The sequence below is a fragment of the Stenotrophomonas sp. STEN035 genome (assembly GCF_056759935.1).
In genome coordinates, this window is record NZ_JBRRDY010000038.1 from 12627 (window position 1) to 26910 (window position 14284).

Sequence of the window (14284 nt, forward strand, 5' to 3'; positions counted from 1 at the left end):
CGCCAAGACTGTTACTCCCTCCCTTTGGCGAAGCCAAGGGGAGGGTTGGGGAGGGGTAGCTTCGTAGCTTTTAGCCTTTCAGCTTCAGAACAACTCAGCGCAGCACGTAGTGCACAAACCGGAACGCAAACGCATGCCGCTCGTCCACTGCATGCTCCTGGCTATCCACTTCTCGCCACAGCGCCGGGTCCACTTCCGGGAAATGCGTATCGGCGTTCACCTCTGTATCCACCAAGGTCAGATGCAGATCAGTGGCTTGATCCAACAACAGCCGATAGATCTCACCACCACCAATCACGCACAACTCATCGGCGCCCTCGCCCGCCGCAATCGCCCGCGCCTCGTCCAACGAAGCCACCGCACGCATGCCTGCAAACGGCACCTGCCCGCTACGGGTCAACACCAGATTGGTCCGCCCCGGCAGCGCGCGGCCCAACGATTCGGCGGTCTTGCGCCCCATCAGGATGGGCTTGCCGAGTGTCAGCGCCTTGAAGTGCTTGAAGTCATCCGGCAGATGCCACGGCATCGCATTGTCATGGCCAATGCCACGGTTGCGATCCAGTGCAGCGATCATGGAAAGCTTCACAATTTCTCCTCAGACGAAGCCAAATGGGTTCTGCAGGTTTCAACAACCTGCTTGAATTCGGCGCTCGCCGGCGCATCCATGATCTGAAGATAGCCGGGCTTGGCCACCTCCATCTGCGCGCCCACCAATCCCGCCATGCGCTCGGCCACCCCCTTATGGTTGACCACAAGATACGTGGCCAACACCAGGTTGCCACCATCCATTGCGGTGATGACCAGAAGCCTCTCAGCCGCTGTCAGTTGCTCCTGCAATGCCAAATTGATCCCGGCTTCCAACTCCTTACCGTCCACCATTTTTTGTGCCCATGGACGTAGTTGGCCTTGCATGAGCTCATTCAAAGCCGGCCGGATCTGAACACATTGATCCTCCCATCCTGCCGGGGCATACGCCAACGAAGCGACTTCTACTTCGCCCAGCAGTTCTTCCACCAATGACTTCTGCAGAACCGGCTTGATGAGCTGCACGAAGATGGCTGAGTTTTGTTCGGAAGGTGTCTGCTTGGCCAATTTTTTGGCCAACACCGGCGCCTGTACCGCAGCCACCAGAACTGCAAAGAGCAATGCGATCCGTCGCATGACAGATCTCCCTTGCTGGAACATCACACCGCCACCGGCGCCTTGATTGCCGGATGCGGGTCGTAGCCGTCGATGCGGATGTCGTCGAACTGGAAGCCGAACAGGTCGGTCACCTCCGGGTTCAACCACAGCTTGGGCAGCGCGCGCGGTTCGCGCGACAGCTGCTCACGTGCCTGCTCGTAATGGTTGGAATAGATATGCGCATCGCCCAGCGTGTGCACGAAATCGCCCACGCCCAACCCGGTCGCCTGCGCCACCATATGCGTCAGCAAGGCATAGCTGGCGATGTTGAACGGCACGCCGAGGAAGATGTCACCGCTGCGCTGGTACAGCTGGCAGCTGAGCTTGCCGTCGACCACATAGAACTGGAACAGATTGTGGCAGGGCATCAGCGCCATCTGCGACAGCTCGCCCACGTTCCAGGCGCTGACCACCAGCCGGCGCGAATCCGGATTGCGCTTGATCTCGTCCACCAGCCACTGCATCTGGTCGATCTCGCGGCCATCGGCAGTAGCCCAGCTGCGCCACTGCTTGCCATAGACCGGGCCTAGGTCGCCGTTGGCATCGGCCCATTCGTCCCAGATGTTGACCTTGTTGTCCTTCAGGTAAGCGATATTGGTATCACCCTTCAGGAACCACAGCAGCTCATGGATGATCGAGCGCAGGTGCAGCTTCTTGGTAGTGACCAGCGGGAAGCCCTGGTTGAGGTCGAAGCGCATCTGCCAGCCGAACACGCTGCGCGTGCCGGTGCCGGTGCGGTCGGACTTCTCGGTGCCGTGCTCCATCACATGCTGCAGCAGATCCAGATATTGCTTCATGCCTTCTTCTCTTCCAGTGGGAGCACCGGCTGCAACACCGGCGCGCGGCGCGACATTGCCAGCAACACCAAGCCCAACACGATCAACGGCAGGCTCAGGATCTGGCCACGGGTCAACCAATCAAACGCGACATACACGCCGTTGTCGGGCATGCGCACGAACTCGACCAGGAAGCGGAAGCTGCCATACATCAGCGCGAACAGGCCGGACACGGCGTAACGCGGGCGCGGCTTCATCGAGTAGAACCACAGCACCAGGAACATCACCAGGCCTTCCAGCAGCGCTTCGTACAACTGCGAGGGATGGCGTGCGTACTGGCTGAGCAGGCCAGCAGCATAGTCCTGCTGGATCTGCGCAGCCGACAGCAGCTGCTCCATCGCCGGCAAGCCAGCCGGAACATCCTTCAGCGGCGAATGCGGGAAGATCACACCCCAGCCGGCATTGGTAAACTTGCCGTACAGCTCGCCACCAATGAAATTGCCCAGGCGACCGAAGCCCAGACCCAGCGGCACCAGCGGTGCAACGAAGTCGATGGTGTCGAAGAAATGCAGCTTGTGCTTGCGCGTCCACCACCAGCCGGCGATCAGCACGCCGAGCAGACCGCCGTGGAAACTCATGCCTCCTTCCCATACCCGCAGCAGGATCAGCGGATTGGCGAGGAAGTCGGCGGTTGCGTAGAACAGCATGTAGCCGATGCGTCCACCCAGCACCACGCCCAGCATCGCGTAGAACAGCAGGTCGGAGAAGCCATTCATATCCACGCCCGGCAAGCGCCCGGCAAGGATACGTGAGCGGCCCAGCCACCAGGCAGCGGCAAAGCCAAGCAGGTACATGATGCCGTACCAGTGCACATCGATTGGACCCAGCGAGAAAGCGATGGGATCTATGTCATGAAGAAAGAGCATGCGGGCACTGTCAGGCGAACCAGCCCCTATTCTCGGGGTAGCAGCCCTTGCCACTCAACCCATGCTTCAGCCAAACACCTGCGGGCGGTCAGGTAACTCGTTGCGGCTACGCCCTGCCGGATCAGGTGGAAAGTGTGCCGACAGCAGCTGCGAGACCTCGGCCACCGCCGCCAGCACAGCTTCCTCGCGGCTATCGCCGCTCAGCTGCTCACGCAGGTGATCGCAGATCAGCTGCCATTGCGTCGCATCCACCCGCACCTGCAGGCCGCGGTCGGCGACAATCTCGATGGCATGGTCGGCCAGCAACAGATAGATCAGCACACCGTTGTTGGCCTCGGTGTCCCAGGTACGCAGCAACGCGAAGGCATGCTCGGCACGAGATCGGGCGCTGGTGCCCTTCCATAGCAGGCCCAGCGGCAGATCGGACTCGACCGCGAACATCACCTGTCCGCTATGCAGGCGCTCACCGTCGGCAATGGCGCGGGCGATCCGGTCCAGGCTGGCTTCCGGAAACGCGGCATGCGCGGAGGGAGCAAAGAAATGTCGTAACCAGCGCATCACCAGCTCCCCGAGGCGCCACCGCCTCCCGAACGTCCACCACCACCGCCCCAACCGCCACCTCCGCCGAAGCCGCCCCCGCCAAAGCCCCCGCCACCACCGAAGCCGCCTCCGCCGCCCCAGCCACCACCGCTGGCAAAACCACCACTGGAGCCCTTGCCCAGCGACAGCAGGAACGCCACCAGCGCGGCAATACCGCCGCCAACCACCGACAGCAACAGCCAGCCGGCCGCACCGGCAATCAGGCCTGAGACCACACCACGGATCGGACGCGGCAGCTTGGCCAGCAGCATGCGCATGAAGGTGGAAGCAAACACACCGATCATGATCGCGAAGAAGAAGATCGAATCACCGCCACCACCGCCGCCATCGCGATTGCTGCTGACCGGAGCCGGCAGCTCCTCGCCGTCGATGATCTTGACCAGCACGCCGCTGGCGGCAGTGATGCCACCGGCGTAGTCGTTCTGGCGGAAGTGCGGCACCAGGTATTCCTGGATCACCCGGTTGGCGATTGCATCGGGGATGGCACCTTCCAGGCCGTAGCCCGGCTCGATCCGCACCCTGCGGTCATCCTTGGCCACCAGCAGCAGCACGCCGTCATCCACGCCCTTGCGGCCGATCGCCCACTGGTCAAACACGCGGGTGCTGTACTGGGCGATGTCCTCGGGCTGGGTGCTCGGCACGATCAGCACCTGCAGCTGCGCGCCCTTGCGCTGCTGCAGGGCAATGGCCTGCTGCTCCAACGCCTGCTTCTGCGCCGCATCAAGGGTGCCGGTGGTATCGACCACCGGCGAATCCAGCGGCGGGATCGGCGCCAGCTGCTGGGCCAGCGCCGGGCCTGCCCAGCCGAGGCCAAGCAGGCACAGCAGCAAGCCCAAGCGCTGCAACAACGCGCTCATCGCGCGCGGCTCACTGCGCCGGCGCGGGCTGCGGCGGCGTCTGCTGCGGCGCTGCCGGCTGGTTGCCGAAGCTCACGGTCGGCGGCTGCGCGATCTGCGCCTCGTTGTCGACGGTGAAATTGGGCTTGGCCGCATAGCCGAACATCTTGGCGGTGATCACCTGCGGGAACGAGCGGATGTAGGTGTTGTAGTCCTGCACCAGCTGGATATAGCGGCCGCGGGCCACGGTGATGCGGTTCTCGGTGCCTTCCAGCTGCGCCTGCAGGTCACGGAAGTTCTGGTCGGACTTGAGCGTCGGGTAGTTTTCGCTGACCACCAGCAGTCGCGACAGCGCGCTGCCCAGCTCGCCCTGGGCCTGCTGGAACTGCTTGAGCGAATCGGCATCGTCGGCATTGACCTGGATCTGCCCGACCTTGGAGCGGGCATTGGTGACCTCGGTCAGCACCTGCCGCTCCTGCTGGGCATAGCCCTGCACGGTGTTGACCAGGTTGGGGATCAGGTCGGCGCGGCGCTTGTACTGGTTGACCACCTCGGACCAGCCGGCCTTGACCGCCTCATCCTTCTGCTGGATGGCGTTATAGCCACAGCCGGAAATGGAAATCACCGCGATGACAAGCAACATCAGGCGAAGGTACTGGCGCATGGGTCGGACCCTGGATGGCTGGAATGCCGAGCATGCCACGTTGCCTGTTCAAGGTTTGCAAAGACCAGCGGCGGCCAAAGCCTCCGGGCCAAGCGATTGTGGGAGCGGCGTCAGCCGGGAAGCCGGCACAGCGGTGGTTGCGGGGATGTCCGCAATCCGAAGGATGATCTGCTTCGCGGCTGACGCCGCTCCCACACAAAAAAAGGGCCGGCAGAGCCAGCCCTTGGGGTCCTTTTGTCGGCAGGCGATGCCGGCCGTTCAGGCACTTACCAGTTGTCCGAACCCGGCACGTGGTGGGCCTTGGCGTTGCGCCGCATCAACAGGTTCAGCCACTCCACCAGCACCGAGAAACCCATTGCCGCATAGATGTAGGGTTTGGGTACGTGGACATCGAAACCATCCAGCACCAGCACCGCCCCGACCAGCAGGATGAAGGCCAATGCCAGCAGCTTCACCGTCGGATTGGCATCGATGAAGCGACCCAGCAGGTTTGCCGCCATCATCATCACCGCCACCGACAACAACACCGCAGCAACCATCACCGGCACGTGATCTGCAATACCCACTGCGGTGATCACCGAATCCAGCGAGAACACGATATCGATCACCGCGATCTGCGCGATCACCACACCGAAGGCGGCCGACGTCCTGGTCGTGGTCGGGTCGGCATCTTCGCCGCCGCTGATCAGTTCGCGAATCTCCTTGCCCCCCTTGTAAAGCAGGAACAGGCCGCCGGCGATCAGGATCAGGTCGCGGATGGAGATACCCATGCCGGCCACACTGAACAGGTCGGTTTTCATGTGTGCCAGATAGGCCAACGAGACCAGCAACATGATGCGGGTGATGCAGGCCACCGCAATGCCAACGCGGCGCGCCAGCGGGCGCTGCTCCGAGGGCAGGCGCCCTACCGCGATGGAGATGAAAACCAGATTGTCAACGCCGAGCACGATTTCCAGTGCGCTGAGCATGAACAGGGTGGCCCACACGTTCGGGTCAGCGAGGAATGCAAGAGACATACGATCAATCCTTCAACAACAGCACTACATCAGCCGCCGCCCGGCGACTGATTTTTAGAACACCCGCGGCAACAGAATCAGGCCCCAGCACAGCAGTACGTTCATCATCAGCACGAAGACCGCCGCCGAGCCCATGTCCTTGGCGCGGCCAGCCAGCACGTGGTATTCCGGGCCATAGCGCTCGATCACCGCCTCGATGGCCGAGTTGGCCAACTCCATGGCGATCACCAGCAGCATCGAGCCGATCATCAAGACCTGCTCCACCGGGCTCTGGCCCAACCAGATCGCCAGCGGTGCCAGCACCACGAACAGACAGACTTCCAGCCTGAACGAGGACTCGTGCATCCAGGCAGCGCAAAGCCCCTGCCAGGACCACTTGGCGGCCTTGAGGATGCGCCCGGGGCCACGCGGCATATGCCCGATCTGATCAGCCATGCGACACCTTGCCAGTTGCCGCAGCGCGGCCGAGCAAAACCTTGGAGGCTGAACAACCGCTCATGGGAATGACACCGGTAGCGTGAGATTAGCCGCCAATTTTGCCACATCTGGCCCTTGCTTACCGGGGCCACCGCCAAGCCACATCTCAGCGATAGAGCAGGGTCACGGTGGTTCCCTGCCCCTCACGGCTGTCGATCTCTATGCGCCAGCCGCAGCGCTCACACAGCCGGCGCACGATCGGCATGCCCAGCCCGACGCCCAGCTGGCGGCCGCCGTCGGCCCGGAAGAAGGGGTCGAAGATCCGCGCAAGCGCCTCGCTGCTCATGCCGATACCGGTATCGCGGACCACCACCTGGCCCGGCATCACCCGCACCTCCACCTCGCCCACATCGGTGTACAGACAGGCATTGCGCAGCAGATTGGCCACTACCACGTGCATCACCCGCGGCGGCGCCATCAGCATCTGGCTGCCTTCAACCAGCACCCGCAGCTGCACCTGCTTGCCCTGCAACAGTTCTTCAACGTTGGCAGCCTCGTAGCGCACCACCTCGCCGACATCAAACAGCTCGGACTGCGGCTCCACATCCACCTCGCGGGCCAGCAGCAGGAAGGCATCGATCACTGCCTCCATATCGCGACCGGCACGCTGGATGCGCTGCAGGCTGCGCTGCAATCGTGGGGTCAGCCCGGAATCGGCCAAGGCCATATCACTGGCCATGCGGATCACGGTCAGCGGCGTACGCAGCTCATGACTGGCATCACGGGTGAAATTGCGCTCGCGTGCCACATGGTCGGCAACCTTGCCGGCCATGTCGTGCAAGGCCAACGCCAATTGCCGGGTCTCGCCCTGCACCTCTGGCGGTAAGCGCTCCGGCGCCAGCTCCTTCGCATCGGGGTGGCGCGGATCCCAAAGCGATACCCGTCGCGCCAGCCAGCTAACCGGCGCAACCAGCCGCGACGAAGCCCGATAGGTCAGCCACGACGCCGCGTGGATGGCCAGCAGGATCAACAACACCCCCGCCCATACAGCCGCACGGTGCGCAGGAGAACGCTGGAACACCAGGTACAGCCGACCCTCCGGGTGCTGGTCCACCAGTACCAGCTAATCTGAAGACTCCAGCTCATGAAACCCCGGTGCCAGTGAGCGCAGCTGCGCAGGTACCGTCGCATCGGATTGCCCTGCCAGCTGCATGTAGCCACGGATGCGCAGCGTATTGGGCGGGGCCATATCTCGCGCCTGTGCACTCTGCTGCCAGTAGTACTCCGCCTCGCTTTGCAGGACTGCATTGATCAGGCCGTACTTGACCACCAAGGCCATCAGATAGCCACCAAGCAACACTGCCAGGCTCGCCAGCAGCGCCTGCAGGATGAATGCCATTCTGATCTTCCGCGGTAACCCGTACGACATGCGCCCCCCCCCCGAAGCCCGGGTGATTATAGGGACTGGACTGGCGCCGTCGCAGAATTACCTGACAAGAAAAAACCGCCGCGACTCATGTTCTGCGGCGGTTCTTCATAACACAGGTGCCAGTACACGCCCCCTGCAGATCAGCCCATGGACTGACCGATGTCGGCAATCCGGTAACCAGCACTCTGCACGGTGTGCAGCAAGGGACGATCAAACGGCTTGTCGATGATCTTGCGCAGGTTGTACAGATGGCTGCGCAAGGTATCCGAATCAGGCAGGCCATTGCCCCAGATTTCGCGCTCGATCTCCTGGCGGGTCACCACCCGCGGCGATTCGCGCATCAGGATGGTGAGCAGGCGCAGGCCGATCGGCGACAGCTGCAGCTCGCTGCCAGCGCGGGTAGCACGCATGCTGACCGGGTCCAGCACCAGATCGGCGACCTTCAGCACTTCAGCACCCACCTGGCGGCGCTCGCGGCGGATCAATGCACGCAGGCGTGCTTCCAGCTCCTGGATCGCGAAGGGCTTGGTCAGGTAGTCATCAGCGCCATAACCAAGCCCGGTGAGCTTGTCGTCCAGCGTGTCGCGTGCAGTCAGCATCAGCACCGGCGTGGACTTGCGTGCTTCGTTACGCAGGCGTCGACATACTTCGATGCCGTCCAAGCGCGGCAGCATCAGGTCCAACACCACTACGTCGTAACTGTTCTCGGCGGCCAACCGGTAGCCATCCAGGCCATCGGCTGCGTAGTCCACCTCAAACCCCTTGCCTTCCAGGTATTCGCCAATCATCTCGGAGATGTTGCGGTTGTCTTCGACAACCAATACCAGCCCGGACGATTCCTTGGTCTGTCGCATGGAGCCTCCTTAGTCTTCAGCTTTGTGAAAGATGCCGCACTCCTGGTGGATTTCGTGTGAAGACGGCTTTATGCCGTTATTGGTATCACTTGAAACTTGTTCGGTATGGACAAACGTTCGCCCAACCGCACCCTATGCTAGCGACCCGCCTTGATGAAGCTGGATATGGTCGCCCCCTCCTTTACTGCCTACCTCTACCCGGTACTGCTGCTGGTTGCCAGCAACGTATTCATGACCATCGCATGGTATGGCCATCTGAAGTTCAAGACCGCCCCGTTGATGACGGTGATCCTGGTCAGCTGGGGCATCGCTTTTTTCGAGTACTGCCTGCAGGTGCCAGGCAACCGCATGGGTAGCGCGGTGTATTCGGCGCCGCAACTCAAGGGCATGCAGGAAGTGATTACCCTGGTGGTATTCGCGGTTTTCTCCGCCACCTATCTGGGGCAGCCACTGAAGTGGAATCACTGGGCGGCGTTCGCGCTGATCGTGGTGGCGGCGTTGTTGATGTTCAAGGAATAGGCCCGGGGCATCTGGGCATGATGGATGTGGGAGCGGCAGTCCTTGTTCCCTCCCTTTGGCGAAGCCAAGGGAGGGTTGGGGAGGGGCTGGCTGCTGGCCCCTGATAGAACATCAGCTTCGCGGCTTACGCCGCTCCCACAAGATCAAAAAAGCCGAACAAGCGCCAACTTACTTGGCCGCTTCCACATATTTGGCGAACACCGCATCGATCTTGCCGGTGTCCAGCGCCGCGCCCCCCTGGATTTCCTCGGCCTGCTGGAACAGCGGAATGATCATCGCCATGCCATCGAGCTTGGTCTTCAGGTGCACGCCCGGCGGCTGGCCAAGGAAGCCATCCCAGCGCTGACGCACCTGCGCCCAGAACGGTGCGGTGGCAGCCCAGTAATCGCGCGCAGGCTTGAAGTCCACTTCGGTGGTCTTGATGTAGTCGTTGAAACCGAACTCGCGCGCGATCTCCACCTGGCTGCCGTCGGCATTGCGCTGCACCTTGGTGTTGAATTGCTCATGGGTCCAGCCATTCGGGGTAAGCGTGTGCTGGTTCACTACCGCCAACGCGTTGTAGTCGCTGCGCTTGGTGTATTCGCGGCGCGGCAATGGGCGCCAGCTCAGGTCGCTGGTCCAGGTCGGCACATTGTTGTTGTAACTCCAACGGCCGGTGCCGCAATAGCGCGGCGCATCGCTGACTTCGTAGACGCACTGCGTCCACGCACCCTGGTTCAATGCGGCCGGAATGGCGCGCACCGTCCAGGTCTGGTCTGCAGTGAACTCGAAACGCTGCGCTGCTTCGTAGACCCAATCCTGGCGCCAGTGCTTGGTGACATGGCCGCTCTTGGTGTCCACCAGCAGGTGCTGCAGCACGATGCGCCGCGGGCTGCCCTCAACCACGATCACCACTTCATCACCACCGCTGCGCATCGCCGACGCGCGTTCGTAGCCGGGCTTGAGCAGCACGGTTTCATCGAAGGCGAAGTCCACCGTGTACTCACCCTGCATCTTCAGGATGCTGTCGTGGTCACGGGCGATATCGGCAGTGGCGGCGCTGGCAGCGGTGCTGACGAAAAACAGCAGCGGCAGGCTGGCGGAAAGCAGTTTCATGGGTTTTCCTTGTGCGAATGGAAGGGATGGCCGTCCGTGGCCGCGATGCGCTCCTTCGCCGGCTCCTGGAGGAACCGCTAACGTTGTTGCTTACCAGGACACCGAGACGCTGGCCGAAACGGTGCGACCCGGGTTGCTGAAGCGATCAATCACGCTGCTGTTGGCGGCGAGCGTGGAAGTGATGCTGGACCAATCGATGTAGTTGCGATCGGTCAGGTTGAACACACCGACATTGAACTTGGCGCCCGGCGCGAATTCCCAGTGCGCCATCAGGTCGAGAACGCCATAGCCAGCCGGACGGTATGCCGTGGCTGCGGCGACGCGGTCCTTGCGGCGGGCAAAGGTACCGGCAAGTTCCACGCCCCAATCGTCGCGGTCGTACATCAGGCCGACGGTGCCGCGCAGTGGGTCGACCGAGTCCAACGGCGTATCCGCGGTACGGTTCTGCCCATGTGCCCATGCCACAGCGCTGCGCAGTCCCCAGCCCTTCAGTACATCGCTGACCTGGCCGAAATCGACACCAGCCTTCAGCTCGGCACCATAGATGCGCGCATCGGCGATGTTCTGCGACTGGAACACCATCAGGCCCTGTGCATTGACGCCGACATAGCGCTGCGATTCGATGAAGTCGCGGTAGTCGTTCCAGTAGCCGCTGACGCTCATGTAGGCGACCGGGCTGACATAGCGCACGCCCAGCTCCACACCATTGCTGGTTTCCGGCTTCAGGTCCGGATTGGGGATGGCGGTGTAATTAAAGGTCAGATTGGTGAAGCCAAGATTGACATCGTTGTACGGCGGCGAACGGAAGCCATGCGCGTAGCCAGCAAACACCGACCACTGGTCATCGAAGCGCCACACCACACCCAGCTTCGGCGATACGCTGGTCTTGGTCAGCGAGGCCACCGCCATGTTCGGATTGTCTTCCCTGAAGATCGTATCCAGCTCGGGCTTGAGCCGGTAATGGTCAACGCGCAGGCCCGGCACCAGCGACAGACGACCATCGGCCAGGCGCATTTCGTCCTGTACGTAGAGGCCGAGTTCGGTGGTCTTGCTGATCGGGAAATCGCGCACCGGGAAGTTGTCCGGCGAAATGTTGGAGCTGACGGTGCCGTTGGCCAGCACCTGGTAGCCATCGCGCTTCTGGCGGATGTCGGTCTGCGCGCCATCGAAGCCCCAGGTCAGCGCGTGCTCGACCGAACCGGTCTGCAAGGCCTTGTTGAACTGCAGCTGCGCGCCGTACACCAGCTGATCGAAATGGAAGGCGCGATGACGGCGGCTGCCATTGGTACGGCCTTCGTTGGTGACCTGCTTGGTTTCGCTGTTCTGGCGGTAGATCTGCCAGTTCATGCTGTCGGCGAAGGCCGCGTCCAGCGCATCCATTTCGTGGGCGAAGGACAGGCGCGTGCGGTTCTGGGTGTCATGCGCCTTCATGCTGGTGGTGGTGCGCGAGGCCGCTACCGGGTGCTTGTTGTTGACCGAGGAGAGCACATCGGTATCGGTGCTGTCCTCATTGCCTTCAACGGTCAGGCGGAAGCGCTGGCTTTCATCCGGCGCATAGACCAGCTTGGCCAGCACGCTGCGGCCATCGCGTTCCTGCGGGTTCGGCGCGGTGCGGGTGTAGTCCATGCTGCGCACCTCACCCTTGTTGACCGTCTCCTGGCCCTGGTGATGATTGACGTTGACCATGCCACTCCAATGCTCACCGCCCCACGCTGCGGTTGCACCGGCCAGCAGTCCTTTCCACTCGCCGTCATAGCCGAACTTCAGGCCGACGTAGCTGTCCTTGCCGTCCTTCAGGTAGTCGGCCGGGTCCTTGGTGACAAAGGCCACCACGCCACCGAGTGCGTCGGAGCCGTACAGCGAGCTGGCCGGGCCACGCACGATCTCAACGCGCTTGAGCGTTTCCAGATCAGTGAAGTTGCGGTTGCTGTTGGCGAAGCTGCCGATATTGAAGCTCTTCGGCATGGCGATGCCGTCGGTCTGGATCAGCACACGGTTGGCGTCCAGGCCACGGATGCGGAAGCCACCCAGGCCGAAACGGGTGGCGCTGCGGGTCACCGACACGCCCGGCTCGTAACGCACAAGATCGGCGATGTCGTTGGCCAACTGCTTGTCCAGCTGTTCGCGGTCGATCACATCAACCGTGGCAGCGACATCACTGAGCGCACGCTCGGTACGGGTAGCGGTGACCTGGACACGGTCGAATTCGTGGGCGACGGGCAAGGCCGCGTTTTCTGCACGCGCGGGCGATAGCACCGCCCACAGGGCGGCAGTCAAGACAGTTGGACGAATCATGGAGGCCTGGAAATCTTGAAGTGGACAAAACCCCTGACAGACAGCCCGGTTGCCGGAGCAACCAGACTGTAGTCAAGGGGGGAGAGAGCCTTGCGTTCCTGGGAGCCAAGCGTGGCGACGCTGGCTTGCGGCGAACGCGGCCGTGCAGCGACTTACTTGGTGAGGATCAGCTTGTCGTTGCTGGTGTGCCGCAGGCGATAGAACTTATCGCCGTGCTGGATCACGATCTCGCGCTGACCCTTGAGCAGGGCACCGCTATCGACAACGCCGTCGACCGGCAACAACTGGACCGGGCGCTGCGGCAGGTGGAGGGTGCGGGGGCGAAGCAGAACGGGCTGGGCCGACATCATCGTGATTCCGTGCTGGGGACGGAGTTGATGATAATGATTCTCAATAACGATGCAAGAACTATTTACAACAACTCCGAAATCCGGCGCCAAACCCTGCCGGACAGGGCCTTGGGCTCCACCTGTAGTGCCGAGCCATGCTCGGCAAGGGGCCTCACCGGCCCACCATCAACTCTGGCGGAAGCCGCAAAGCTGGCAGTAGTGAAGCTACCAACATGCCCGCGATCTTACGGATCTGTGGCTTCGCGGCTTACGCCGCCCCCACAAATCCCACAAACACAGTCCTGAAACCCTGCTGGCAAGGCCCCTGCCGAGCATGGTTCGGCACTACAACCGCGCTATCAGGCGAAGATCGCTTCGATCTGCTGCCAGGCGCCCTCTTCCACCCGCGCCAGCACGTCCAGCGCGCGCAGGTTCTCTTCCAGCTGCGACACCCGGCTCGCACCGAGGATCACGCTGGACACCTGCGGGTTGCGCAGGCACCAGGCAATAGCCAGCTGCGCCGGCGACTCGCCCAGCTCCGCGGCCAAAGCAGTGAAACGGCGCACTTTGCCCAGACGGTCATCAGCCGGCTCGCCCAGCACCGAGGCCTGCAGCCAGCCCAGCGAGGACTGGCCCAGACGCGAATCGTCGGCGATGCCGTCGTTGTACTTGCCGGTCAGCAGGCCCGAAGCCAGCGGCGACCAGATGGTGGTGCCCAACCCGGCATCGGCATACAGCGGCGCGTATTCCTGCTCCACGCGGGCGCGATGCAACAGGTTGTACTGCGGCTGCTCCATGCTCGGAGCATACAGGTTGTGAGCGCGGGCAAAGGCCACCGCCTCGGCGATCTGCGCGCCCGACCACTCCGAGGTACCCCAGTACAGGACCTTGCCCTGGCGGATCAGGGTGTCCATCGCCAGCACGGTCTCGCTGATCGGGGTCTCCGCATCCGGACGGTGGCAGTAGTACAGGTCCAGGTAATCCACCCGCAGGCGCTTGAGCGCGGCGTGACAGGCATCGGTGACGTGCTTGCGAGACAGCCCACGCTGGGTCGGCGCCGGCTCCTCGGCCGAACCGAAGAACACCTTGGACGACACGCAGTAACCATCGCGCGGCAGGCGCAGATCGGCGATCACATCGCCCATCACCTCTTCGGCGCGGCCCTTGGCATAGCCCTCGGCGTTGTCAAAGAAGTTGACCCCGTTGTCCCAGGCCGCGGCGATCAGGTTTCGCGACTCATCGCGCCCGATCTGGCTGCCAAAGGTCACCCAGGCACCAAACGACAAGGCGGACAGCTGCAGGCCGGACGACCCGAGACGACGGTATTGCATGGCTGGCTCCAACGT

At 62.6% G+C, this 14284-nt stretch carries 15 protein-coding genes and 1 pseudogene; 1 reads left to right on the top strand and 15 read right to left on the bottom strand.

Annotation, left to right across the window (positions count from 1 at the left end):
* Positions 1–94: 94 nt before the first annotated feature.
* From ACVOLL_RS17375 to ACVOLL_RS17425, 11 genes and pseudogenes are all read right to left on the bottom strand, one after another.
* The gene (locus tag ACVOLL_RS17375; protein ID WP_481514023.1) at positions 95–586 is read right to left on the bottom strand and encodes a dihydrofolate reductase; all 492 of its coding nucleotides are present in this window, start codon (positions 584–586) and stop codon (positions 95–97) included.
* Complete coding sequence (locus ACVOLL_RS17380; protein WP_481514024.1) at positions 583–1161, bottom strand: hypothetical protein; 579 nt, start codon at positions 1159–1161, stop codon at positions 583–585. The genes ACVOLL_RS17375 and ACVOLL_RS17380 overlap by 4 nt, the downstream gene beginning before the upstream one ends.
* 23 nt (positions 1162–1184) lie before the next feature.
* Complete coding sequence (locus ACVOLL_RS17385) at positions 1185–1979, bottom strand: thymidylate synthase (RefSeq protein ID WP_481514025.1); 795 nt, start codon at positions 1977–1979, stop codon at positions 1185–1187.
* On the bottom strand, positions 1976–2884 hold the full coding sequence (lgt, locus tag ACVOLL_RS17390; protein WP_481514026.1) for a prolipoprotein diacylglyceryl transferase: 909 nt from the start codon (positions 2882–2884) through the stop codon (positions 1976–1978). The genes ACVOLL_RS17385 and lgt overlap by 4 nt, the downstream gene beginning before the upstream one ends.
* A gap of 66 nt (positions 2885–2950) precedes the next feature.
* Positions 2951–3442 (bottom strand): TPM domain-containing protein, encoded by a 492-nt coding sequence (locus ACVOLL_RS17395; protein WP_481514027.1) that lies wholly within the window; start codon positions 3440–3442, stop codon positions 2951–2953.
* A complete protein-coding gene (locus ACVOLL_RS17400) occupies positions 3442–4341 on the bottom strand; it encodes a TPM domain-containing protein (RefSeq protein ID WP_481514028.1) in 900 nt (299 codons plus the stop codon). The genes ACVOLL_RS17395 and ACVOLL_RS17400 overlap by 1 nt, the downstream gene beginning before the upstream one ends.
* Positions 4342–4351: 10 nt before the next feature.
* Positions 4352–4984 carry a LemA family protein gene (locus ACVOLL_RS17405; RefSeq protein ID WP_481514029.1) on the bottom strand — a complete coding sequence of 211 codons (633 nt, stop codon included), beginning with the start codon at positions 4982–4984 and terminating at the stop codon, positions 4352–4354.
* 266 nt (positions 4985–5250) lie between these two features.
* Complete coding sequence (locus tag ACVOLL_RS17410; protein ID WP_481514030.1) at positions 5251–6000, bottom strand: TerC family protein; 750 nt, start codon at positions 5998–6000, stop codon at positions 5251–5253.
* Positions 6001–6054: 54 nt separating this feature from the next.
* Positions 6055–6435 carry a diacylglycerol kinase gene (locus ACVOLL_RS17415; protein WP_481514031.1) on the bottom strand — a complete coding sequence of 127 codons (381 nt, stop codon included), beginning with the start codon at positions 6433–6435 and terminating at the stop codon, positions 6055–6057.
* Positions 6436–6583: 148 nt separating this feature from the next.
* Positions 6584–7846, bottom strand: a pseudogene (locus ACVOLL_RS17420) (sensor histidine kinase).
* Between the two features lie 140 nt (positions 7847–7986).
* Complete coding sequence (locus tag ACVOLL_RS17425; RefSeq protein WP_057630720.1) at positions 7987–8700, bottom strand: response regulator transcription factor; 714 nt, start codon at positions 8698–8700, stop codon at positions 7987–7989.
* Between the two features lie 165 nt (positions 8701–8865).
* Between ACVOLL_RS17425 and ACVOLL_RS17430 the strand changes: the two genes are divergently transcribed.
* A complete protein-coding gene (locus tag ACVOLL_RS17430) occupies positions 8866–9219 on the top strand; it encodes a DMT family protein (protein ID WP_481514032.1) in 354 nt (117 codons plus the stop codon).
* 168 nt (positions 9220–9387) lie between these two features.
* Here ACVOLL_RS17430 and ACVOLL_RS17435 read toward each other — a convergent pair whose 3' ends face one another.
* The 4 genes from ACVOLL_RS17435 to ACVOLL_RS17450 form a co-directional block, all read right to left on the bottom strand.
* Entirely contained in the window at positions 9388–10314 is a 927-nt protein-coding gene (locus ACVOLL_RS17435; RefSeq protein WP_481514033.1) for a DUF6607 family protein, read from the bottom strand.
* Positions 10315–10404: 90 nt separating this feature from the next.
* Positions 10405–12609, bottom strand: a complete 2205-nt coding sequence (locus tag ACVOLL_RS17440) for a TonB-dependent hemoglobin/transferrin/lactoferrin family receptor (protein WP_481514034.1) — start codon at positions 12607–12609, stop codon at positions 10405–10407.
* Positions 12610–12761: 152 nt separating this feature from the next.
* A complete protein-coding gene (hemP, locus tag ACVOLL_RS17445; RefSeq protein ID WP_313173472.1) occupies positions 12762–12956 on the bottom strand; it encodes a hemin uptake protein HemP in 195 nt (64 codons plus the stop codon).
* A 341-nt stretch (positions 12957–13297) separates the two neighbouring features.
* Entirely contained in the window at positions 13298–14269 is a 972-nt protein-coding gene (locus ACVOLL_RS17450; protein ID WP_481514035.1) for a potassium channel beta subunit family protein, read from the bottom strand.
* Between the last annotated feature and the right edge of the window lie 15 nt (positions 14270–14284).

What these genes read in the sequence shown, in the direction of transcription:
- ACVOLL_RS17430 (WP_481514032.1), top strand. Translation starts at nt 8,866, where the DNA reads ATGGTCGCCCCCTCCTTTACTGCCTACCTCTACCCGGTACTGCTGCTG.
- ACVOLL_RS17405 (WP_481514029.1), bottom strand. Translation starts at nt 4,984, where the DNA reads ATGCGCCAGTACCTTCGCCTGATGTTGCTTGTCATCGCGGTGATTTCC.
- lgt (WP_481514026.1), bottom strand. Translation starts at nt 2,884, where the DNA reads ATGCTCTTTCTTCATGACATAGATCCCATCGCTTTCTCGCTGGGTCCA.
- ACVOLL_RS17410 (WP_481514030.1), bottom strand. Translation starts at nt 6,000, where the DNA reads ATGTCTCTTGCATTCCTCGCTGACCCGAACGTGTGGGCCACCCTGTTC.
- ACVOLL_RS17440 (WP_481514034.1), bottom strand. Translation starts at nt 12,609, where the DNA reads ATGATTCGTCCAACTGTCTTGACTGCCGCCCTGTGGGCGGTGCTATCG.
- ACVOLL_RS17400 (WP_481514028.1), bottom strand. Translation starts at nt 4,341, where the DNA reads ATGAGCGCGTTGTTGCAGCGCTTGGGCTTGCTGCTGTGCCTGCTTGGC.
- ACVOLL_RS17380 (WP_481514024.1), bottom strand. Translation starts at nt 1,161, where the DNA reads ATGCGACGGATCGCATTGCTCTTTGCAGTTCTGGTGGCTGCGGTACAG.
- ACVOLL_RS17425 (WP_057630720.1), bottom strand. Translation starts at nt 8,700, where the DNA reads ATGCGACAGACCAAGGAATCGTCCGGGCTGGTATTGGTTGTCGAAGAC.
- hemP (WP_313173472.1), bottom strand. Translation starts at nt 12,956, where the DNA reads ATGTCGGCCCAGCCCGTTCTGCTTCGCCCCCGCACCCTCCACCTGCCG.
- ACVOLL_RS17415 (WP_481514031.1), bottom strand. Translation starts at nt 6,435, where the DNA reads ATGGCTGATCAGATCGGGCATATGCCGCGTGGCCCCGGGCGCATCCTC.
- ACVOLL_RS17385 (WP_481514025.1), bottom strand. Translation starts at nt 1,979, where the DNA reads ATGAAGCAATATCTGGATCTGCTGCAGCATGTGATGGAGCACGGCACC.
- ACVOLL_RS17395 (WP_481514027.1), bottom strand. Translation starts at nt 3,442, where the DNA reads ATGCGCTGGTTACGACATTTCTTTGCTCCCTCCGCGCATGCCGCGTTT.
- ACVOLL_RS17435 (WP_481514033.1), bottom strand. Translation starts at nt 10,314, where the DNA reads ATGAAACTGCTTTCCGCCAGCCTGCCGCTGCTGTTTTTCGTCAGCACC.
- ACVOLL_RS17450 (WP_481514035.1), bottom strand. Translation starts at nt 14,269, where the DNA reads ATGCAATACCGTCGTCTCGGGTCGTCCGGCCTGCAGCTGTCCGCCTTG.